This is a genomic window from Bacillus cereus group sp. BfR-BA-01311 (genome assembly GCF_022664295.1).
In the GTDB taxonomy this organism is placed as follows: Bacteria; Bacillota; Bacilli; order Bacillales; family Bacillaceae_G; genus Bacillus_A; species Bacillus_A cereus.
Map to the genome: position 1 here is coordinate 163,381 of NZ_JAKUHC010000007.1, position 20,723 is coordinate 184,103.

The following is a 20,723-nucleotide window of genomic DNA, read 5'->3' on the forward strand; positions in this document are numbered from 1 at the left end:
ATGAAATAAAATTTCACAACATGACATATTTGTGTCAAAGATAATAAAAAAGATGAGTCTCCTCATCTTTTCTTCTACTTTAACTTCCGTAACCGCAACGCTTCTTCTCGCGTCTCCATAAATTGATCCAATACTTTATTACCAATTCGATTGAAAGTAATCACATATAAAGCATCGATCATATTCAATTGTGTCATTCTCGAAGCAATACTCGCAATACGATGATCTTGTTCTACATCTGGCATACAAAGGCGAATATCCGCTTCTTTATATAGGGGTGATGATTGATCTAATTTCGTAATTCCAATAACAGTTGCACCTTGTCTCTTTGCATACTGCGCCATTTCAAGCACATCTCTCGTTCGACCAGATGTTGAAATCGCAACAAATATATCGCCTTCTTTTAAATTCGTCACAAGTGGCAACATCATATGAAAATCAGATAGCATCATCGCCGTAAATCCAAGCCGCGTAAATTTATAAGCCCCGTCCATTGCTGGCGTAGCTGATCCGCCTACTCCGTAAAATATAATTTTGCCCGCATTGACGATACGATCCGCTGCTTTCTCAAGTTCCTTCTTATCTATCGCAGTAACACTCGCCTCAATTGCAGCTTTATTCACATAAGTAACTTTATTAAATAAATCATACGGTCCATCTTCTGTATTCATCACTGAAAAATCGTTAATATTATAATCAGCAATCGTTAATTCACGAACGAGTGCTATCTTAAATGCTTTAAAACTTCCGATTCCAATCGATTTACAAAAGCGAACGACACTCGCTTCACTTGCGCCTGCATTCGTTGACACTTCTTTCGTCGTTAAATTCGGTACAATCTCTGCATTCTCCATTATGTACATGGCAACCTTCTTCTCAGCTGGTGAAAATTGATCCATATTACTTTCAATTTTAAATAGTAATGTTGAAGCTTTCACTATTTAACCTCCACTTCTTACGGTTGCGTTCACTTATTTTCTCTTGCTTCAAGAAGGTAATAACCATCATCGCCAGGAGGATGAAACACATTTACAATGCGATTCCCTTTTTGATAAACAGTTCTTTCCCCCTCTGTCCACTTCTTTTCCCAACCGTTCATCCAAATCGCAACATCAGGTAAAAAAGCAGTATATTTCAGCTTCTGACCGTACTCACCATCTGCTTCTTCCGAAAAAATAGAAACCGGAAAATCTTTCACTTTTGATTCTTTCCATGCAGTAAATGGTATACATACTGCAATAAGTACGATTACACCGATAACCTTCTCCTTCGTAATCTTCACACTTCCCTCTCCTTGTCATATCACATACATAGATTTTACCATAATTACAAACCCTTCATGCTATATGATCATTGCTTTTGGGAATAAAAAAAGAGCTTACCTACATCAGATAAGCCCTTCCTGTCTATACAAAATATTTCTTCAAAAGTGGCGGTGTGATAATCGTCGTCAATATAACAACAATAACAATCGCTGTGAAATTTTCTTTCGCTAATAAATTCGCCGTAAGTCCATTTGCTGCGATGATAAGCGCTACTTCACCACGTGATACCATCCCCGCACCAATACTGATAGAAGATTGGCGATTAAATCCTGTCAGTCTTGCGCCTAAGCCGGATCCGATTAACTTTGTGAAAATCGCAACGAGAGTCATAATAATAATGAACCAAAGCTGACTTCCAATGCCTTGAAATGTAATTTCCATTCCGATACTTACGAAGAATACTGGAACAAATATTGCATAAGCAATCGGTTCAATTTTATGTTCCACTTCATGCTTATACTCTGTTTGAGAAATAGCAATTCCTGCTGCAAATGCTCCAATAATGCCTGCAATTCCCATCATTTCACTGTAATAAGAAAAAGAGAAGCAAATAATAAGAGCTGCACTAATTAACGCTTCTGTTACACGAAGCGGGACAAGCATTTTCATAATCCAAGGAACCACTTTCCAAGCAATAAAAACAATACTTACAAAGAAAATAATTTTCTTTACAATGACCAGTGTTATATTCACATCTTGCGTTCCTAAAAAACTCATTACAAATGCTAATAAAATAACGACAATGACATCATCAAATACGGCAGCACCTAAAATTGTTGTACTTTCTCTCGTATTCATTTTTCCTAGATCACGTAGCGTCTGCACCGTAATACTAACCGATGTTGCGCAAAGTAATAACCCTAAAAAAATGGCATGGGATTGTATTAATCCAAACAGCAATCCTGTTACATAACCACCGATGAAAGGAAAAATAATTCCACCGGCCGCTACTGCAAACGACGATTTCAAATTCCGATTTAACTCTTCTAAATCTGTTTCAAGTCCCGCCATAAACATAAGTAACAAAACACCAATCTCACTCAATTCATCAATCAGTTCAGAACTATTAATAATACCAAGTACAGCCGGACCGATAATAATACCGACAATTAACTTACCAAGTACAGAAGGCTGACCAAGTCTTACACTAATGTCACCAGCTAATTTCGTACAAAGTAAAATGACGACAAGTTCAAAATAAAATAACATAGCATCTGCTCCTACTTTAACTTTAATCAGTGGGTCGTTAACCCCCGTCCATTTCTGCAAGTAGTTTCCCCTATTGATCCGCATTTTATTTGTCATATTTTTATTTGACAAAATATTCTGAATTATATTAAGATTAATCCAGCAATTTTAAAAAACTACATACCATAACTGCACCTCCACTTCCTTACTTACTCTTTTTTAATGGGCTCATACTATAGTCGCAGTTATGGAAATGAAAAAACGGGGGGAGAGTCCAAAGTGAAGTCATTATTACGAAAAAAAGCGCTTAGTACTGAATCACCAAAGCAGCTAGCTAGAACATTAACTGCACTTGATTTAACATTTTTAGGAATCGGCGCCGTAATTGGGACAGGGATCTTTGTATTAACAGGTATTGTTGCAGCAAAACATTCTGGTCCTGGTATTATGCTATCATTCCTTATTGCTGCATTTACTTGTGCTTGTGTAGCCTTTTGTTACGCTGAATTTGCTTCTTCTATTCCTGTCTCAGGAAGTGTGTATACTTACGCATACATGACAGTCGGAGAAGTCGTCGCCTTCATCGTCGGATGGTGTTTAATGCTCGAATATTTACTTGCCGTTGCAGCAGTAGCTGTCGGTTGGTCTGGTTATTTGCAATCATTACTACAAGGGTTCAATATACACCTGCCCGCCATAATCGCCTCGGCCCCCGGCGTAGGAAAAGGTGGTCTCATCGATTTACCTGCTGTCTGTATTTTACTTCTTATTACGGGCCTTTTAAGTTTTGGTATACGCGAAAGCGCACGCATTAATAATATTATGGTTCTTATTAAGTTAGCCGTTATTATCGCTTTTATCGTAGCAGGTGCAAAATATGTAAAACCTGAAAACTGGACACCGTTCATCCCATTCGGATACGACGGTATTATTACTGGGGCTGCCACTGTGTTCTTCGCCTTCTTAGGATTTGATGCAATCGCAACAGCTGCAGAAGAAACGAAAAAACCGCAGCGTGACTTACCAATTGGTATTATCGGTTCTCTTCTTATTTGTACTGTTTTATATATGATCGTATCTTTCGTTTTAACAGGTATGGTTCCTTATACGCAATTAGACGTTTCTGATCCAGTTGCATTTGCATTGCATTTCGTTGGTGAGGATACAATTGCAGGACTACTCGCTGTTGGAGCGATGACTGGAATGACAACCGTTCTCTTAGTCGTTATGTATGGACAAGTTCGCGTTTCGTATGCGATGAGCCGTGACGGTTTACTTCCAAAAGCGTTAGCACGTGTAAATAAAAAAGTAAAAATCCCTTTATTAAATACGTGGATTACTGGCGTTGTTGCTGCTTTATTAGCAGGCCTTTTAGACTTACATTTGCTAGCGAATTTAGTAAACATCGGTACGTTAACAGCCTTTACATTCGTTTGCTGCGCAGTACTTATTTTACGAAAAACACACCCTGATTTAAAACGTGGATTCCGTACACCTTTCGTACCTGTATTACCAGTTGTCGCGATTCTTTGCTGCTTATATTTAATGATCAATTTGTCTAAAACAACATGGATTAGCTTTGCAGTTTGGCTTATAGTCGGCTTATGCTTCTATTTCTTCTACTCTAGGAAACATAGTCATTTAGCTATTGAAAAAACAAATGATGAAAAGAAAAAAGCATAACAAAATAGCTCGCCGTTTTAGCGGCGAGCTATTTTTCTGTACTATTATATTTTTTCGTTAACGACTGTAAAATGAAAAATATGCCGATGCAAGCTGTAAACCATGCCCAATTTCCTATTGGCGTTGCGTATTTCACAATTCCAATACCTACAAGCAATAGGAAAATAATCACCTGATATATGAGCTTCCACTTTTGCATATATTCCCTCCTTTACTTCGTTCCCTTCTTTTTATTCTTCCAGGCATTTAAACTATCAAAGAAGAAATTAATAAATAACGTGCCTAAACCCGCTAATAAAAACGTCATTAAAAATAAAACCCATATACTTTTTTCTTTTAAGAAATAATATCCTACAAGGAGCACAACCGCGATCCATACATATTCAAGAATTCTTTTTAGCTTTTTCTGTTCCAAATTATTCGCTCCTTCATTCTATACTAATTTTAGTATAACAAAAAAGAAGCCTATCATGATAAGCTTCTTTTCTTCTCTCTTATTTGTTTATGCTTTTTTCAACAAGTGAAATCGTATACTCTAATGTACGATTCATTGTTTCTACCTGTGTATCTTTTACTTTTACATCTTTCACTACAGCTTCGGCCACTGTAATTTTTTGACTCAGTGCTTTCACTGAACCGTCCGTTACATTTGCATCTTGCGCTTTTTTCACTACTACTTTTGCAGATTCAATATTGATTTGTAATTTTTCTTTCGGTGTTTTCGGTTGTTCTACTACTTTAGATTGTACAAATGTTACATTAGCTGTTTTTAATTCGTTATATGTTTGAACGATTTGCTCTCCCGTGCTCCCTACATTTTCAAACACTTGTTTTGCATTATTATAGCTTTTCTCTAGTTCTTGAAATGCTTCCTTTGAATATTGACCTGGCTTATCACCAAACTCATACGTACCAGCTAACACTTCTTTCCCTTTTCCAAGCTCTTCATATAACGCGTTCACTTGCTCTAATTTCGTACGGTTAGAAAACTCATTGTACGCTGCTAATACTTCTGAAGAACTTAACGCTTTACTATATAATTTCGCAAGCGCGATTTGTCCATTTAACGGAATGCCACCATTTCCATTGCTATCAGGATCCGCTCCAAGTGCAAATGGTACATTTGGATGATACACTTTCCCTGTAGCTGGTTGGCTATTTACTTTTTTACCATCGACATAAATAGCTACTTCACTTCCGTTATACGTTCCTGTTAAATGATACGTTTTGTTCGCTTCTAATTGAACTCCAACACGTTTATAGCTGCCACCAATGTGAGCCCATAATTCAACATATCCACTTCCTGTAGACTCAAATCCAATTCCGCCGCTCTCTGTATTTTGCAAAATACCTTGTCCACGGATTTGATTCATTGAAAATACCGTTTCTAACGTAAATGTATTTGCTACTTTCTCTTTTTGTGCTGCTGAAAATGGAAGGTATCCAAATGTATTAGATTGTCCGTTTAACTTCATAACATTCTTTTTCAATGCTTTATCATATTCAATAGTCACATTGCCCTTCACATCACCTTTTGTTCCAAATGGTGAATTGTCTTTAAATGTACCATCTGCAAAATTCACATCAAAAACATCAGCCTTTGGCACTTTTACATTCGGATCAATATCATCTTTTTTCGTAGTAATTTCTGCCGTTAACGGCTGCACACTTTCATTACCAAACGAATCAATTGCAACGACTTCAAGTGTATATGTTTTCCCGCCATCTAACCCCGCAAGCGTAAACGTAAGATCTTTCGGCACTGGATCACGATAAAACTCTGAGAATGCTAACAATTTATTTTTTATTTCACCCGTTTGCTTATCTCTAGCCTGCACACGGTAAGCGTGAACAAGGAGGTTGTCCAATGCTTGTGGGAATGTTACTGTTGCCGCATTTTCTGTTACATTTGATACAGCAAGCTTTGCATCCTTAGCAAAGTAAGGCTTTTCTTTATCACGATCTTCTACATGTGTAAATGTGTCTTTCTTTGCTGGTAATTTAATTTTCCAAGGCTCGCCTGTCCAAGAATTCGTATGGAAATCACGACGATTAATCGTTACTTCTTTATCATCTACTTCTACTAATAAACCTTGGCTTAACGTACTAGCTCCTGGCGGGATATTCCCTTGTACTTTACCACCTTCAACTTCCATATAACTTACTGAAGATGTACCAACTGATGTAAAGTCTTTTTGATGTATCGATCTCGGATCATCTAATGGATAATGTGAATGACCTGAAAACGTAATAACTTGTGGGTATTCTTTTAATACTGCATTAATTTTTGCGCTATCTTGTGTTCCCCATTCATGACTACCGTATACTGTCTCTTTAATGTGTTGATGTAAAAATACAAAAATCGGTTTTTCTGGATCATCTTTTTGCGCTTTTGCCATTTCTTCTTTTAACCAATTAATTTGCTTGTCCGAATAATAGCCATGAGTTGTTCCATTCTCTGGAGACATAACAAGGAAGTGATAACCTTTTACCACTTTATGATAATAAATTGATTCCATACCTGTTTTTTCTAAGAAACGCTTCTGTGCGCCCTCTACAGATAAACCGTTCCAATAATCATGGTTACCAAGAGAATTCATTCTCACGGCATCTTTATTTGCATTTTCATTATACACTTGCATGAAACGATCATATTGCTGCACTGATCCCGTATCTGTGAAATCACCTACAATAACAAATGCATCTTGCTTTGGTGCTAGTGTATTAAACTGTTCAATCGCTCTTTTCCAGCGAAACGTATCATCTGTTCCACTGTTTTTAATATGCACATCACTTACAACTGGAAAAACTATCTTCTTCTCACTTGATGCCTTTTCTTGCTTTTTCTCTTCCGCCTTGACTGATGTACTCCATGGAAATGATACGAATGCTAATACAAAAAACATTAATAATCCAATAAGGCCTTTTACTTTTCTTAAAGCATTTCTGTCCACGTGAATCCTCCTCATAATAATTGATTCATTACAAGGGCTATTTTATCTAATACATGTTAATGTCGTTTAAATAACAAATGAACTTTATTAGATTTTTGTAAATATACAGTTAATTAGAAATTAAGTTCAACATTACTCGTACTATTGTATACAACCACCTTTTGTCTAAAAGAGTCTGATCATTCTTTTCCTATGACTATTCACATATAATCTTTTCTATAACACTAATGATAAGTTAAGGTTTAAGCCTATTAGACAATCTTAATTTTTAATATTTCCTTCTTTTTTTAACACATCGGCCATGCTTTTACATTTAATAGTAATAAAAGACAACTTAAAAGGAGGGGTTGTATTGAAGAATAAAAAAAATATCGGCTGTTTCGCTCCTTTATCTATTATTTGTCCAGACCCTTGTCCACCGCCCCCTCCTCCAAATCCAAATTGCGAGCGAGTAACAAATGAATTTGCAGGGAATTTCCTCATAACTAATAACACCATCTCCTCTGCCAAAGATGCATCACAATTAATGATACTATGGCAAAGTGATGGGATACTACTTATATCAGGTACTGTCTCGGTTTACAATAGTACTAGCAGCAACGAAGCAATTACAATTCAAATCGTTGGAACAGTAACCAATATTTTCACTGTGTTTCCTGGTAATACAATATCGTACACAGGAAAAGACCTACAGTCGATCAATATTATCAATATAACAAGTAATCCTTCACTATATTTAGAAGGCAAGTACTGTTGCGAATTTACATGTTGCTTATAGAATACCAATTTCATTATTTCCTTAATATAAAAAGCATACCGTTCACGGTATGCTTTTTATGAGATTGGATAACGTACTGTAATACAAAACTCTCCTTGATTAACAGTCGTTCCTGTCGTAGTAATTCGGACAGTAGTAAAATATCGGACAGTGAAAGTACCACTACTTTGTGGTTGTACAGTAATTGTATCAACCACTGTTGCACCTACTAAAAAATCAACTGTAATCGGGTTGGCACCCACATCATACTTCACGTAACCTGAACCATATACTTCTTGCGTGATATTATTTGTATATACAATTTGAGTACCAGCACCTGTAATAGACCAGTCTGTACATACTTGGTCTTGCACAAGTGTTTTATTAGAACAACAAGACAAACTGGAACTTCTCATTCCCATTTCGATCCTCTCCTATTCTGCTATGAAAGTGGATAACGTGTTGTAATACAAAATTCTCCCTGATACGTTCCAGCAGGTGTTGCAGGTAACACAACTTGTATACTATCAAAGCGGCGATACGTAAAAGCAATACTCGTTCCTGGGTTTAATGTTTGTGTATCAATTGTACCCCCAGCAGAATCAAGTACCTCTACAGTAATTGGGCCTGGTCCAACATCATATTTAACAAAACCAGTACCAATTACGTTTTGGTTAATATTATTTGTATAGAGAACATTATCAATTGCTGTTGCAACTACAGTAGCAGACCACGGACTACACACTTTATCTTGCACATAATTTTTATCTGGACAACAAGTTAATGCTGACCCTGAGCACTCACAAGACATAGTTGTTTCCCCTCTCTCTTTTATATTCCCTATATGTGTATGTCCCCCAGAGTCTTTTGCCTGTACTATTCATCTATTTTCAAAAAATATTCATGTGACTAGATAGATTCTGTTTTGTTTCTTTTTTTCATATATTTATAGACAAAGATACTAGCAACGATAAGAATAACGCCTCCTAATATCGGTAACATATATTGCCCAACAACATCCGCTGCTTTTTCCCAATGTGGACCTAATTTCATTCCAAAATAAACATACAAAGTCGTTAACGGGAACATTGCTACAAATGTATATATGCTAAATTTCCATATGTTCATTTTCGCCATACCACATGGAACAGAAATAAGCGTTCGAACTCCTGGCACAAAGCGTCCAACAAATGCTACAACCGGTCCATATTTCTCAAAGAAATCATCTGCTTTTTGAATTTGTTCTTCTTTAATGAAGAAGTATTTCCCGTATTTTATTAATAGAGGACGACCACCGTAATAACCGAGTGCATATAACGTTAAAGGTCCTGTCGTTCCGCCGAGGGTTCCGGCTAATACAGCAAGCCAAAAATTCATATCTCCCTCGTACACCCAATAACCAACCATGGGCAAAACTACTTCTGCTGGAATAAATTCAAACGTTAATGCTAACACAACTCCAAAATAAGAAAATTGCTTTAAAAACTCGATTATATCTAAAATAATTTGCTCCATATTTTCTATCCCAACTCCTATCCTACGTTTACGTTATGCTTTTCTTGTAATTGAACTGGCGCCATTTTTACAATTCGGTTCAAAATAAATAATACAATTCCAATATCATCTAAAATACCGATAAACGGTAAGAAGTCTGGAATTAAATCGAGCGGCATCGCAACATAACCAACTAAAAACGCAATAGATAAAATTTTCTTCTTTATTGAAACCTCTTTTGAAGTGAAAAAGTCAAATAGGAATGGAACAAATCGGCGAACATGAAATACAACTCTTAATCTACTAATAAGTTTTTTCATTTTTATATCTCCTCTCTTTGTATACAAAAAGGACCCTACCAAACATGGTAAGGGTCCTAAAAAAGACAATAAGGGGCCTTTACCATTGCTGGTAAAGGTCTCACTAACAACGAAACGTTGCCAATAAAGCCGAGGGTTTCTCCCTGTAATGACGACTTTACTGTAATAAGTTACTCCCCTTTATATACACAATTTTATACAATCACATTAAAATATTTTGGGGGGCTTGTCAATATATTTTATATCTCAAGCTCTCTCGCTTACTCTTTACTAAAAACAAATAAACGTATAGGAAATTTCTTACTATCTCATAATATACATAATCGTTTTTGAATGAAAGGAGATGTTTCATTTGCATACCGTATGGAAAGGCGCACTTTCACTTGGACTATTAAATATAGGAATCAAACTATACAGTGCCGTAGAAGAAAACGATATAAAATTTTTAAGTCTTCATAAAGAATGCTTAACACCTATTAAATATAAAAAATTTGCTCCTGATTGTACGGATGAAGAAATTGAGGATAAAGATATTGTAAAAGCCTATGAATACGCACCCCATAAGTACATTATTATGGATGAAAAAGAATTAGCTGAGTTGCAAAAAGCTCACGAACCAAGATCTATTCGTATTATATCTTTTGTCCAAAATAACGAAATTGATTCTGTTCTCTACGATCGTTCTTATTTTATAGGCCCTACCTCAGGACATGAAAAATCATATTTATTATTAAAAGAAGCACTTGAACGTACGAATAAACTTGGTCTTATCCATATTTCCATTAGAAAAAAACAACATTTAGCTATTATCCGTAACTTTGAAGATGGGCTTATATTACAAACTATTCACTACCCTAATGAAATTCGCGATATAACAAATACACCTAACTTACCAAGTAACGAAAATTATCCGATTCAAAAACAAGAACTCACAGCAGCAATCAATTTAATCCACCATCTTACAAATCCTTTTGAACAAGAGATGTATACAGATGAGTATAAAGAAGCCCTTACCGAACTAATCGAAAACAAAATTGAACAACAGGAAAAAACCGAAACAATCTCTCCAACTCCAAACATCATCAATATTATGGAGACATTACAGGCAAGTATTGAACAAGCAAAAATAAAAAGAGAAAATAAAGCAGAAAAAGAGGCCAAATAAAATTGACCTCTTTTTTCTTTAAAGCGGATTACATTTTGGCATCTCAAGTCCAGACGATTGTGCTAATTTTAATAAGTAATAACATTCTTCTCTTGCCATATGATCCGCCATTCTAGCAGATAATGCACTTAATATTTCATTCGATAACTCCAGCTCTTCGACCTCATGGAGAAAATGCGAAAATAATTTTAACTCAAGTGAAACATCTTTTGTAAACTTCTTTAATGCAGGAAAATGATGAAGCTCTGTCCGTAAATACCCCGTCATTTCAACTGCCTTTAAGTAAAATTGTTCAAAGTGCTTCGTAAATTCTTCGCTTTTCTCTTTTAATCTTTTTTCAACAAGATCTAATCCACCAGAAATAGACCCTGCATGGCCAACCGCATCCGTTAACCAAACGAGATGATAATGTAATTCATGAAAAACAGGCGGAACTTCTCCTTTATTTAAAAATTCTAACACTGTTATATACTCTTCTACTTCGTTTACCATATGATTGATGAAAGTTGGCGTAAAATGAATAGTGATTTTTCCCTCGAGTTGTTTCTGTATAATACTTAATTTAAACGTTCGTATTTCCTTTGCGGCTCGTTCTGCCTCTTTTGAAAACGCAATGAGATTCACATTACGAACTTTATTTAACAGATTCGTAAATGTTTCAACAAAATAAGTGGCCTTTTTTATATCCTCTTTTTCCTTCGGAGCTAATGCATCAAGTAAAAATTGCGAATGATCAGTAAGCACCTTTAGCCAAAATTGATGCTCAAACAATGCACTTTCTTCATAATTCCTCTCCACTAAATCCCCTCCGTTTATTCGTCCTTCTCTATCACTTGAATTTTATATCCATCTGGGTCTTGTACTACAATACTCTTCTCACTTTTGTTTTCTGTATATGCAATTTTATAAAACACTAACCTCTTCTTTAAGTTCTCTATGTTAGAAATTGAAAACATTAGTACATCAACCGAATCCGTAACACTCTTCTCACGCCCACCCAAACTACGATTCATTACAAAACTAACTCTCATTGAATCAGCATCATACCAAACCCCTGTTACATCTAATTGGGGTCTTTCTAAACTAGGCTTGATTCCTAAAATCCCTTCATAAAAATACAAAGTTTCCTTTAAGTTTTTCACTTCCAATACAATGAATTGTTTCACATTCTCCACATTCATTCCCCCCGTACCTATTACTTTTTTATATGTGTCATAAAGGCCTATTATGTCTGAATACAATACGTAGTGATGAAGAATATAGGGAGGTTTATTAATGGATAAATATATGAAATCATATGTGCCATATCATAGTCCTCAAGATCCTTGTCCTCCTATTGGTAAAAAATATTACTCTACCCCTCCTAATTTATATTTAGGTTTTCAACCGCCAAATTTACCACAATTCTCACCGAAAGAAGCACTACAAAAAGGAACCTTATGGCCTATCTTTTATGATTATTACGAAAATCCTTATAAAAAAGGGCGGTGACTACTGACGTGAACCAGCCACTACCAGAAGAGTATTATCGACTTTTAGAGAATCTCCAAGAATTAGACTTTGTATTAGTTGAACTAACCCTTTACTTAGACACCCACCCAGACGATACAGCAGCTATTAACCAATTTAATGATTTTTCCTATAAACGAAGAGTATTAAAACAACAGATGGAAGAAAAATATGGACCGCTTCAACAGTATGGAAATAGCTATTCTAATGCCCCTTGGGAATGGAGCAAAGGTCCTTGGCCATGGCAAATATAAAGGAGAGAAACTATGTGGATTTATGAAAAAAAATTACAATACCCTGTTAAAGTAGGAACTTGTAATCCAGCACTTGCAAAATTATTAATTGAGCAATACGGTGGTGCAGATGGAGAATTAGCTGCTGCACTACGTTACTTAAATCAGCGTTATACAATCCCGGATAAAGTCATTGGCCTCCTTACCGATATTGGTACAGAAGAATTTGCGCATCTTGAAATGATTGCTACGATGGTTTATAAGCTGACAAAAGATGCGACTCCTGAACAGATGAAGGCAGCTGGTCTCGACCCTCATTACGTCGATCATGACAGCGCACTTCATTACCATAACGCAGCTGGTGTTCCATTTACTGCAACCTATATACAAGCTAAAGGTGATCCAATTGCCGACCTATACGAAGATATTGCGGCTGAAGAAAAAGCGCGTGCCACATATCAATGGCTTATCAACCAATCTGACGATCCCGACATAAATGACAGCTTACGCTTTTTACGCGAACGAGAAATTGTCCATTCACAACGCTTCCGAGAAGCCGTTGAAATTTTAAAAGAAGAACGCGATAGAAAAATATATTTTTAATACACATATCCTAGCGATATGTGTTTTTTTACGTTAAAAGTTAAATCCTCCCTATTAAACATACAAATAGTATATTTATTCGATTTAATGCATTATTTTTTAATTTTTTCAAAATTCCCTATTGCTTTCTAGTCATCAGACCTTTAAAATAATAACAGTTACTCGACAAATTATTTGAATTTTCGACAAAAATACTCATTAGGAGGATTTTCTTTATATGCGTACAACTTTGAAACCAGCGCAAATACTTTCGATTAGTTTATTACTATTCGCAGTTTTCTTCGGTGCTGGTAATATGATTTTCCCGCCCCTTCTTGGTCTTTCTTCCGGAGAAAATATGTGGGTTTCCATTACAGGGTTTATTATTACAGACGTCGGTTTATCTTTACTTGCTATCGTTGCTGTTGCCCTTGCTGGTGGTAGTTTTAACACTTTAGCGAGCCGTGTTCATCCAAAATTCGCAGCAGTATTCGCTATCATTATTTATCTTTCAATCGGCCCACTATTTGTTATTCCACGAACTGGATCTGTATCTTATGAAATTGGGATTGCACCACTTTTCCCAGATCAATGGTATTCTATGTTAGTTTTTAGTGCGATTTTCTTTACAGTCGTTTACTTCTTATCATTAAATCCATCCAAGCTAGTAGATCATATCGGTAAAATATTAACGCCAATTTTACTTGTAATTATTGCAATTATGGCAACAAAAGCGATTCTTTCACCAGGAACGTTTGCAGAGCCTATCGGTGACTATAAAGACATCCCGTTTTTCAAAGGATTTCTTGAAGGATTTTTAACGTTAGATGCAATTGGCGCTCTCGTACTATCAACAATTGTTGTAAATGCAATTCGTCAAAACGGTATACACGAGAAGAAATCTATCGCGAAATATACAATCATTTGCGGAAGTATCGCTGCTCTATTCTTAACAATTGTTTACTTCTTACTCGGTTATATCGGAGCTTCAAACGGAAACTTGGGACAATTCGAGAACGGTGGTCAACTATTAGCAACTGTTATGTACCAATTCTTTGGGACAAGCGGTAATGTTTTATTAAGTATCGCCATTATCTTCGCTTGTTTAACAACAGCAATTGGTGTTGTAAGTGCATTCGCCAACTATTTCGCAACAGTATTAACAAATGTTTCTTACAAAAAGCTCGTACTATACGTTTGTATCTTTAGTTTCGTTATTTCAAACTTAGGATTAAGCTTATTAATTAAAATCACACTACCTGTATTAATTATTTTGTACCCAATTACAATCATTTTAATTTTCGTATCATTTATCGATAAATATACGAAACGTAAACCTTCTGTCTACATCGGAGCAATGATCGCAGCATTCATTATTAGCTGTATTCATGCACTCGATAATGTGGGAATGATACCAAGTTTTATCGCTAATATCGTACACACGATTCCTTTTTATAACTTAGGAATCGGCTGGATCGTTCCAGCAATAATTGGTGGTATAATCGGATACTTTATTCCGCAAACAGAAGCTGAAGGTGAAGTTTCTGCAAAGTAAAAAGAAGCAAGCATGAAATCCATGCTTGCTTCTTTTTCTCTTCACATCGTATGTTTAAACGTAAACAACTCTTCCTTTGACTGTACAGCAGATTGTTCCTCTTCTACAACTTCCTTCTTTATCTCTCCCCCTAATCGAACTTTCAACATCGCCTCTTCTAGACTTTTTACAATCATATTTCCTGAAAAAATGGTAAGCCCGAAAAATGTAATTGGGACGAGAGGAATCCATGGATGCACTGTTAAAGATCTAAAATAGACTCCAATTAGCCCTGACCATTCATGTGTGTAAGATTCTATTTCTTCTATCGGTCCTAAAAACTTAACCGTTCCGCCAAAGAATATTTCTAGTAACCCTAAGTGCAGTAAAATAGTAAGAGTCTGCGTAAACTGCTGAAAAAATACAAGTATAAACGTCATATAAAGGTGCGGGAAAAGATGCTTTATAACAATATGTCTTCTCGATCCACCTAATATGCGTGCGGCATCAACAAATTCCTCCGTTCGCAATTTACGAACTTCCTTCGCAACATACAGTGCAATAACTGGCATTACAAGCATTACAAGTAAGACAACTTGAAACGAAGCCCTTTCAAAAAAGGTTGTTGTTTCCTCCCCGCTTCCAAATGCATTTGCAGATTGAAGAAAAAAATATGCAATCATAACTGTCGGAATAACTGTAAAACTATCAAAGAAAGCCTCAATTTTTGAAAATCCTCTTTTTATATACGTTCCGAGTACGACACCGAAAAACACACCTATTACCATTCTAAGTGCCGCAATTAAAATAGATATACCAATCGTCCACTTCGCGCCTTCAATAACTAAATGTAAAAGGTCGTATCCTTTCCGATCTGTCCCGAGTAAAAATTGGAATGAAGGTGAAAACGGTGGCACTTGTGGATTTTCATCCGCATCATATTGCAATGTAACTTGTCTAATATGTCCATCATTCCATAACGTATTTCCGATGCTCAAAAGAACTAATAGGAGAAGAAACCCAATGCTTATCCAAAATCTTTTATCACGTTTTATATACGTCCACATATTATAATCTCTCCTTCATCGCAGCCGGAATGAGATAATGAAACAATTTAAATAAAATAAAAATCGGAATATATATAAGAAGCACACTAACGATGAAAACCTCAACTCTAATACCAAAATAAGATTTCAAAAACATAAAAATACCACCCGTATTAAAAATCCATTCTATAATATATAAATTAGATAACATAAAAAAGATATTCGTTTTCGCAAAGAATAATGTACTAAGCAACACATTTCGTAAAATATGACGATTTAAAATATGAAAGCGCCCCAGCCCTTTCGCCTTAGCAAATAGTACATAATCTTTTTCTAGTTCATTTTCAAAACGAAGCACGACCATTTTTACAAACATAATCGTAGTCGGGATGCTCAAACAAAGTATCGGCAATCCTCTAATTGACTCGCCTCCAATTGAAGCAATTTGAAAAGGTAAAAAACCTGTTTGTTTAAAAAACCATATAACTAAAATTTGTGATACTAAAATAAGAAGGATATCTGGAATAGATTCTAGGAAGATAAGAAATGATTTAATTCGATGTTGTATACGCGGTGAACTACTCATAATTACATAAACAATACAAAATGCTACAAATAATGAAATAAAAAAAGCAGCTAAAAAAATAATAATCGTTTCTTTATAATGGACGAACAGCTGCGGAAATAAAAATTTACCTTTCACATATTGCAAATTGGAAATATCCATTAAGTTCACAAACACTTCTTTTAAACTCTGTATGTACTTTGATACATCCAGCTTAAATCCATAAAACAATTTCGGCAGAGCCCCTAACATAATAATCCCCAAAATCGAAATAATAAATTGAATTGTCACTTCCATCCCATTCAGAAAAACTTTTTTGACCACGTTTTCCCTTCTCTCTCTTTATATTTTACTCTCTAATTTTATTCTTAATTTTCTGAATTGTAAATATTCAAACATAAAAAATCACTAGGTTATGATCCTAGTGATTCTTTATGCGCATGCCTTTCTCTTTTTGCAAACGGCATATACAAAATAAAACACCCAATAAGCGCTGCGAGTTCTAATGAAATAATATAGTAAGGATGCGGTCCTAACATATCGAGTAATGAAGCTGTTTCTGGCTTATGAGCTAAAAACATATAATTACCGCCTGTTTTATAATTCACAAACGAAACAAGCGGAATCAATATGTTTAAAAATATCATCGTACGCTTAATAGATTGCAAGGTCGGTCTATAGCCTTCCACCCAAGTCATAAAGAGTGGTGCCCAAATGAGCAATATATGCGCGCTAAAATATTCAATGAAACGAAAATGCGGAAAAGCATACTGCAAGTTTGGCGTTAAAATAGCTTGTGATGCACCAATAATTCCCGTGAAAAATACAATCTCATATATGCGGTAACTTTTCGTTACGATCATAATCGACGCTAATAATAAACTAATCGTACATAATTCAAACGGTAATGAAGTAGCTAGCTCAAAAATCCCCGCTTTCCACTCCCACATATGAAGCCCAATTTCACTACCTATAAATAAAAATGCAATTGCATATCGAACCGTTATATTCCACTCACTTTGACGTAATACATCTTGGTATTGATACAGAAAAAATATCCCCACCAACATAATAAATAATATAAGGGCATGTTGCCTTGAGTATGGAATAAATGGTTTTAATGGGTGTGCGCTAAAATAAGCTTCCATCTTCCTTCCTCCTTTCCTCCTTTCCTCCATACAATATTATTGTAAGAAAGAAACGACGAGTCAATTCATTTGCTTACACTAGGACAACCTCTACCTTACATTTACATATTCATACCTTACAAAACTGTAAGGTTATTGTAAGCTAAAACGATTTGTCAGATTCTTTACCTCTTCTATACTTAATGTAGATACTAAAACGAACGAAAAGGTGATAAATAGATGAAGAAGAAAAATAAAGTGTTAATTACTAGTGTAGTAGCAATCGGAATTGCAGCTGGATCATACTTTGCATTTGCTGGTGGCGGTTCAGATGTAGCAATGGCATATAGCGGATATAAAGTAACCGAAAAACAAATCCAAAACGCGCAAAAATTTGGTGGCGAAGTTATTCCAAATGGAATTGAAACTATTTCATTCGATCCAACAAAAGGAACATATGAATTAGCTGTGAAAAAAGGCGATGAAGTGAAAAAAGGTCAGCTTCTATTTAAATACAATGATCCGACTGCGAAACAAGGTGTAACAGAAGCAGAAATGCAAAAGAAAATCGCACAAAAAGAAGTAACGTTGCTCCAAAAACAAATTGATGTAGCGAAACAAAAATTACAAAAAGATAAAAATGCAGGCCTTCCTGCTGAAGCATTAAAAGCATCAGAAGCCGAAGTTGGGCAATTAGAATCACAAATTGAAATGAAAAAGTTTGAAGTTGAAAAAGCTGATGAAATGATTAAAGCAGCAAAAGAGAAAGTAAACAATCTTTCTGTAACAAGTCCTGCTGATGGCGTAATTGATGATATCGTAAAAACTGCTGACGAAAAAACAGGTATGAGCGGAATTACTCTTCGTCACGCTGGTCAATTTAAAGTAAAAGGTCAAATTTCTGAATATGAGCTTGCTAGTATGAAAGTTGGGCAAGAAGTAACTGTTTCATCAAAAACTGTCGCTGGTAAGACTTGGACAGGAAAAGTAACAGAAATCGGTTCTACACCATTAAAGAGCATGGATGAAAATAAAACTGTTTCTAACTATCAATTCACTGTCACATTAGATAATAGTGACGAATTACAAAACGGCTTCCACGTTTACGTAACAAGTAAATCTGGCGAAGCAACTGGTACAATTGTTCCGAAAAGCAGTATCGTGAAAAAAGGTGACAAAAATGTTGTCTTCGTTGTAAAAGACGGTAAGGCGAAAGAACAAGCAGTTACTGTTGAATTCGAGACTGATAGCGAAGCAAAAGTTTCTGGAGTGAAAAAAGGAGAGGAAATTATCTCTAAACCTGAAAAAGACTTAAAAGATGGTATGGAGGTTGTCGCCCAGTGATTAACTTAAAAGGCATCACGAAATCCTTCCAAAATGGTGCAGAGTCCGTTCAAATATTACACGGAATTGACGTAACACTGAACCAAGGAGAATTCACTTCAATTATGGGACCTTCTGGTTCTGGTAAATCAACATTAATGAACATTATCGGTTGCTTAGATAAACCGACGACAGGTACGTACGAACTAGCCGGTCAAAATATTTCAAACATGACTGAAACAGAACTTGCACACGTACGTAATAAAGAGATCGGATTCGTATTCCAAAACTTCATGTTATTACCGAGACTTACAGCGCTTCAAAATGTAGAACTACCTCTTATTTACGCTGGAGTCGATAAAAAAGAAAGACGCGAGCGCTCATTAGCCGCTTTAACAAAAGTCGGTTTAGCTGATCGCGCTACTCACTTACCGAACGAATTATCCGGTGGTCAAAAGCAACGTGTCGCCGTTGCCCGCGCAATCGTAAATAACCCGAAATTCATTTTAGCCGATGAACCGACGGGAGCACTTGATACGAAAACAAGTACACAAATTATGGACCTCTTTTACGAATTAAATAAACAAGGCTCAACAATCATTATGATTACCCATGACCGTGAAATCGGGGAAGCTGCAGCACGTCAAATTGTAATTCGTGACGGAAATATCGTCCAAGATTGGAGAGGTTAATTTTGAATACGAGTGAAAATATACGCATGGCCCTTTCCTCTATCTTTGCTCATAAAATGCGTTCTATATTAACGATGCTAGGTATTATTATTGGGGTTAGTGCCATCATTACTATTATCTCGATTGGGGATGGAACAAACGCAAAGTTCCGCGAACAAATCGGGAATGAAAAAAAAGATCAGTTTTCTGTAAATTATAAGACAGAAGATTACTCAGATATGGACGGCAAAATTTCCTCAAGCATGTATGAAAGTATATCCAAAATTTCTGGTGTGCAAGAAGTTTATCCAGATGTAAAAGGAAAAGAAAAAGTATATGCAGGAAAAAAAGAATTAGATCTTGATATTACCGGTGCAAAAGGTGATTATTTTGAAGATACATCTAAATTCAAACTTGAGCACGGCAGATTTTTAACAGCAGCTGATTTAGACAGACCTGAACACACAATTGTATTAAATACAGATGCTTTTGATAAATTATATTCTTCATGGGAACCAAACTTATATGTAGATATAAAAGGTACACCATACAAAGTAGTTGGCGTATATTCAATAAAAGCAATGATGGGTGGCATGACATTTAAAGAAGGTGTCATTTCAGCAGAAAACTGGCCTGTACTATTCGGGAAAAACAACTACGATTCTGTAACGGTAAAAATTGCTCCTGGTCAAGATAAGGAAACTGTTCAAGAAGCAGTTGTAAAATCATTAAATGAAGCAAAAAAACCAGAGCATTCAGGTAAATTTGAAGTACCAGATCCACAAGAATTCTTAAAAGAAATTGATAGCTTCACAGGTATATTAAAAAGTGTATTCGGTGGTATTGCCGCTATTTCCTTACTTGTAGGTGGTATTGGTGTAATGAACATTATGCTAGTATCTGTAACAGAGCGTACACGCGAAATTGGTATTCGTAAAGCATTAGGTGCAACACGTGGTAAAGTATTAATGCAATTCTTAATCGAAGCTTGCATTTTAACAGCATTAGGTGGTTTTGTCGGATTTATGCTTGGAATCTTCTTCGCATGGATTGTCGCAATGTTTGCAGGATGGCCACTTGTCGTTTCACTAAAACTAGGACTTATCTCCGTTGCCCTATCTATGTTAATCGGTATACTATTCGGTTTACTACCAGCTAACAAAGCTGCCAAACTGGATCCAATTGAATGTTTACGATATGAATAAACAAAAACGTAGGAGTTTACACTCCTGCGTTTTTTATTTATC

The 20,723-nt window shown here is 35.8% G+C and carries 26 protein-coding genes; 10 read left to right on the plus strand and 16 right to left on the minus strand.

Annotated elements, in window-relative coordinates; all coding sequences use genetic code 11:
- Positions 1–74: 74 nt before the first annotated feature.
- The 3 genes from MR136_RS17975 to MR136_RS17985 all read right to left on the minus strand — a co-directional run bounded on the left by MR136_RS17975 (position 75) and on the right by MR136_RS17985 (position 2,630).
- Complete coding sequence (locus MR136_RS17975; RefSeq protein ID WP_000648168.1) at positions 75–938, minus strand: MurR/RpiR family transcriptional regulator; 864 nt, start codon at positions 936–938, stop codon at positions 75–77.
- A 29-nt stretch (positions 939–967) separates the two neighbouring features.
- On the minus strand, positions 968–1,282 hold the full coding sequence (locus tag MR136_RS17980; protein ID WP_000704958.1) for a hypothetical protein: 315 nt from the start codon (positions 1,280–1,282) through the stop codon (positions 968–970).
- A gap of 124 nt (positions 1,283–1,406) precedes the next feature.
- Positions 1,407–2,630, minus strand: a complete 1,224-nt coding sequence (locus MR136_RS17985) for a cation:proton antiporter (protein ID WP_060852387.1) — start codon at positions 2,628–2,630, stop codon at positions 1,407–1,409.
- Positions 2,631–2,735: 105 nt separating this feature from the next.
- On the opposite strand from MR136_RS17985, the gene MR136_RS17990 reads away from it, so the two are divergent.
- The gene (locus MR136_RS17990) at positions 2,736–4,196 is read left to right on the plus strand and encodes a branched-chain amino acid transporter BcaP (RefSeq protein ID WP_002197441.1); all 1,461 of its coding nucleotides are present in this window, start codon (positions 2,736–2,738) and stop codon (positions 4,194–4,196) included.
- 28 nt (positions 4,197–4,224) lie between these two features.
- Here the strand turns inward: MR136_RS17990 and MR136_RS17995 are convergent, their stop codons facing one another.
- The 4 genes from MR136_RS17995 to MR136_RS28620 all read right to left on the minus strand — a co-directional run bounded on the left by MR136_RS17995 (position 4,225) and on the right by MR136_RS28620 (position 7,660).
- Positions 4,225–4,395 (minus strand): hypothetical protein, encoded by a 171-nt coding sequence (locus MR136_RS17995; protein WP_001174838.1) that lies wholly within the window; start codon positions 4,393–4,395, stop codon positions 4,225–4,227.
- A 12-nt stretch (positions 4,396–4,407) separates the two neighbouring features.
- Positions 4,408–4,611, minus strand: a complete 204-nt coding sequence (locus MR136_RS18000) for a hypothetical protein (protein ID WP_000435797.1) — start codon at positions 4,609–4,611, stop codon at positions 4,408–4,410.
- Between the two features lie 79 nt (positions 4,612–4,690).
- Positions 4,691–7,150, minus strand: a complete 2,460-nt coding sequence (locus MR136_RS18005; protein ID WP_242259552.1) for a LamG-like jellyroll fold domain-containing protein — start codon at positions 7,148–7,150, stop codon at positions 4,691–4,693.
- A 261-nt stretch (positions 7,151–7,411) separates the two neighbouring features.
- Positions 7,412–7,660 (minus strand): hypothetical protein, encoded by a 249-nt coding sequence (locus MR136_RS28620; protein ID WP_002025365.1) that lies wholly within the window; start codon positions 7,658–7,660, stop codon positions 7,412–7,414.
- On the opposite strand from MR136_RS28620, the gene MR136_RS18015 reads away from it, so the two are divergent.
- A complete protein-coding gene (locus MR136_RS18015) occupies positions 7,548–7,928 on the plus strand; it encodes an S-Ena type endospore appendage (RefSeq protein ID WP_224201637.1) in 381 nt (126 codons plus the stop codon). The genes MR136_RS28620 and MR136_RS18015 overlap by 113 nt on opposite strands.
- A 56-nt stretch (positions 7,929–7,984) precedes the next feature.
- Here the strand turns inward: MR136_RS18015 and MR136_RS18020 are convergent, their stop codons facing one another.
- From MR136_RS18020 to MR136_RS18035, 4 genes are all read right to left on the minus strand, one after another.
- A complete protein-coding gene (locus MR136_RS18020; protein ID WP_000525819.1) occupies positions 7,985–8,329 on the minus strand; it encodes a DUF3992 domain-containing protein in 345 nt (114 codons plus the stop codon).
- Between the two features lie 20 nt (positions 8,330–8,349).
- Positions 8,350–8,718 (minus strand): DUF3992 domain-containing protein, encoded by a 369-nt coding sequence (locus MR136_RS18025; RefSeq protein ID WP_001277537.1) that lies wholly within the window; start codon positions 8,716–8,718, stop codon positions 8,350–8,352.
- 98 nt (positions 8,719–8,816) lie between these two features.
- The gene (locus MR136_RS18030) at positions 8,817–9,422 is read right to left on the minus strand and encodes a DedA family protein (protein WP_000435017.1); all 606 of its coding nucleotides are present in this window, start codon (positions 9,420–9,422) and stop codon (positions 8,817–8,819) included.
- A gap of 17 nt (positions 9,423–9,439) precedes the next feature.
- Positions 9,440–9,721 carry a YkvA family protein gene (locus tag MR136_RS18035; protein ID WP_000733844.1) on the minus strand — a complete coding sequence of 94 codons (282 nt, stop codon included), beginning with the start codon at positions 9,719–9,721 and terminating at the stop codon, positions 9,440–9,442.
- 352 nt (positions 9,722–10,073) lie between these two features.
- Here MR136_RS18035 and ku point away from each other — a divergent pair, with 352 nt between their 5' ends.
- Positions 10,074–10,886: a non-homologous end joining protein Ku gene (ku, locus tag MR136_RS18040; protein ID WP_016125512.1), complete on the plus strand. Its 813-nt coding sequence runs from the start codon at positions 10,074–10,076 to the stop codon at positions 10,884–10,886.
- An 18-nt stretch (positions 10,887–10,904) separates the two neighbouring features.
- Here the strand turns inward: ku and MR136_RS18045 are convergent, their stop codons facing one another.
- Positions 10,905–11,684, minus strand: a complete 780-nt coding sequence (locus MR136_RS18045; protein WP_017673128.1) for a DUF2935 domain-containing protein — start codon at positions 11,682–11,684, stop codon at positions 10,905–10,907.
- Between the two features lie 14 nt (positions 11,685–11,698).
- A complete protein-coding gene (locus MR136_RS18050) occupies positions 11,699–12,127 on the minus strand; it encodes a VOC family protein (RefSeq protein WP_162837398.1) in 429 nt (142 codons plus the stop codon).
- A 34-nt stretch (positions 12,128–12,161) separates the two neighbouring features.
- On the opposite strand from MR136_RS18050, the gene MR136_RS18055 reads away from it, so the two are divergent.
- The 4 genes from MR136_RS18055 (at position 12,162) to brnQ2 (ending at position 14,765) form a co-directional block, all read left to right on the plus strand.
- Positions 12,162–12,377, plus strand: coding sequence for a spore coat associated protein CotJA (locus MR136_RS18055; RefSeq protein ID WP_000362187.1), 216 nt, complete (start codon positions 12,162–12,164; stop codon positions 12,375–12,377).
- Positions 12,378–12,385: 8 nt separating this feature from the next.
- Positions 12,386–12,649, plus strand: coding sequence for a spore coat protein CotJB (gene cotJB / locus MR136_RS18060; protein WP_001075543.1), 264 nt, complete (start codon positions 12,386–12,388; stop codon positions 12,647–12,649).
- 12 nt (positions 12,650–12,661) lie between these two features.
- Positions 12,662–13,231: a spore coat protein CotJC gene (gene cotJC / locus MR136_RS18065; protein ID WP_000265278.1), complete on the plus strand. Its 570-nt coding sequence runs from the start codon at positions 12,662–12,664 to the stop codon at positions 13,229–13,231.
- 217 nt (positions 13,232–13,448) lie between these two features.
- Positions 13,449–14,765, plus strand: a complete 1,317-nt coding sequence (gene brnQ2, locus MR136_RS18070; protein WP_001260929.1) for a branched-chain amino acid transport system II carrier protein BrnQ2 — start codon at positions 13,449–13,451, stop codon at positions 14,763–14,765.
- Between the two features lie 41 nt (positions 14,766–14,806).
- Here the strand turns inward: brnQ2 and MR136_RS18075 are convergent, their stop codons facing one another.
- The 3 genes from MR136_RS18075 to MR136_RS18085 all read right to left on the minus strand — a co-directional run bounded on the left by MR136_RS18075 (position 14,807) and on the right by MR136_RS18085 (position 17,503).
- On the minus strand, positions 14,807–15,811 hold the full coding sequence (locus MR136_RS18075) for an ABC transporter permease (RefSeq protein WP_000269966.1): 1,005 nt from the start codon (positions 15,809–15,811) through the stop codon (positions 14,807–14,809).
- Between the two features lies 1 nt (position 15,812).
- A complete protein-coding gene (locus tag MR136_RS18080; RefSeq protein WP_000239670.1) occupies positions 15,813–16,679 on the minus strand; it encodes an ABC transporter permease subunit in 867 nt (288 codons plus the stop codon).
- Positions 16,680–16,768: 89 nt separating this feature from the next.
- Positions 16,769–17,503, minus strand: coding sequence for a YwaF family protein (locus tag MR136_RS18085; protein ID WP_000388701.1), 735 nt, complete (start codon positions 17,501–17,503; stop codon positions 16,769–16,771).
- A 219-nt stretch (positions 17,504–17,722) separates the two neighbouring features.
- Between MR136_RS18085 and MR136_RS18090 the strand changes: the two genes are divergently transcribed.
- From MR136_RS18090 to MR136_RS18100, 3 genes are read left to right on the plus strand one after another with little or no spacing between them, the layout of a single operon-like run.
- On the plus strand, positions 17,723–18,826 hold the full coding sequence (locus MR136_RS18090; RefSeq protein ID WP_000728807.1) for an efflux RND transporter periplasmic adaptor subunit: 1,104 nt from the start codon (positions 17,723–17,725) through the stop codon (positions 18,824–18,826).
- A complete protein-coding gene (locus tag MR136_RS18095) occupies positions 18,823–19,497 on the plus strand; it encodes an ABC transporter ATP-binding protein (protein WP_000609104.1) in 675 nt (224 codons plus the stop codon). Before MR136_RS18090 ends, MR136_RS18095 begins: the two co-directional genes overlap by 4 nt.
- A 26-nt stretch (positions 19,498–19,523) precedes the next feature.
- Entirely contained in the window at positions 19,524–20,681 is a 1,158-nt protein-coding gene (locus MR136_RS18100) for an ABC transporter permease (RefSeq protein WP_002197439.1), read from the plus strand.
- Positions 20,682–20,723: the final 42 nt, after the last annotated feature.

Bases quoted from the DNA above. Each gene is read 5' to 3' on its own strand.
- MR136_RS18030 (WP_000435017.1), bottom strand. From the start codon at position 9,422: ATGGAGCAAATTATTTTAGATATAATCGAGTTTTTAAAGCAATTTTCT.
- MR136_RS18020 (WP_000525819.1), bottom strand. From the start codon at position 8,329: ATGGGAATGAGAAGTTCCAGTTTGTCTTGTTGTTCTAATAAAACACTT.
- MR136_RS18100 (WP_002197439.1), top strand. From the start codon at position 19,524: ATGGCCCTTTCCTCTATCTTTGCTCATAAAATGCGTTCTATATTAACG.
- MR136_RS17995 (WP_001174838.1), bottom strand. From the start codon at position 4,395: ATGCAAAAGTGGAAGCTCATATATCAGGTGATTATTTTCCTATTGCTT.
- MR136_RS18055 (WP_000362187.1), top strand. From the start codon at position 12,162: ATGGATAAATATATGAAATCATATGTGCCATATCATAGTCCTCAAGAT.
- MR136_RS17990 (WP_002197441.1), top strand. From the start codon at position 2,736: ATGGGCTCATACTATAGTCGCAGTTATGGAAATGAAAAAACGGGGGGA.
- MR136_RS18025 (WP_001277537.1), bottom strand. From the start codon at position 8,718: ATGTCTTGTGAGTGCTCAGGGTCAGCATTAACTTGTTGTCCAGATAAA.
- MR136_RS17985 (WP_060852387.1), bottom strand. From the start codon at position 2,630: ATGACAAATAAAATGCGGATCAATAGGGGAAACTACTTGCAGAAATGG.
- cotJC (WP_000265278.1), top strand. From the start codon at position 12,662: ATGTGGATTTATGAAAAAAAATTACAATACCCTGTTAAAGTAGGAACT.
- brnQ2 (WP_001260929.1), top strand. From the start codon at position 13,449: ATGCGTACAACTTTGAAACCAGCGCAAATACTTTCGATTAGTTTATTA.
- MR136_RS18075 (WP_000269966.1), bottom strand. From the start codon at position 15,811: ATGTGGACGTATATAAAACGTGATAAAAGATTTTGGATAAGCATTGGG.
- MR136_RS18035 (WP_000733844.1), bottom strand. From the start codon at position 9,721: ATGAAAAAACTTATTAGTAGATTAAGAGTTGTATTTCATGTTCGCCGA.
- MR136_RS18090 (WP_000728807.1), top strand. From the start codon at position 17,723: ATGAAGAAGAAAAATAAAGTGTTAATTACTAGTGTAGTAGCAATCGGA.
- MR136_RS18085 (WP_000388701.1), bottom strand. From the start codon at position 17,503: ATGGAAGCTTATTTTAGCGCACACCCATTAAAACCATTTATTCCATAC.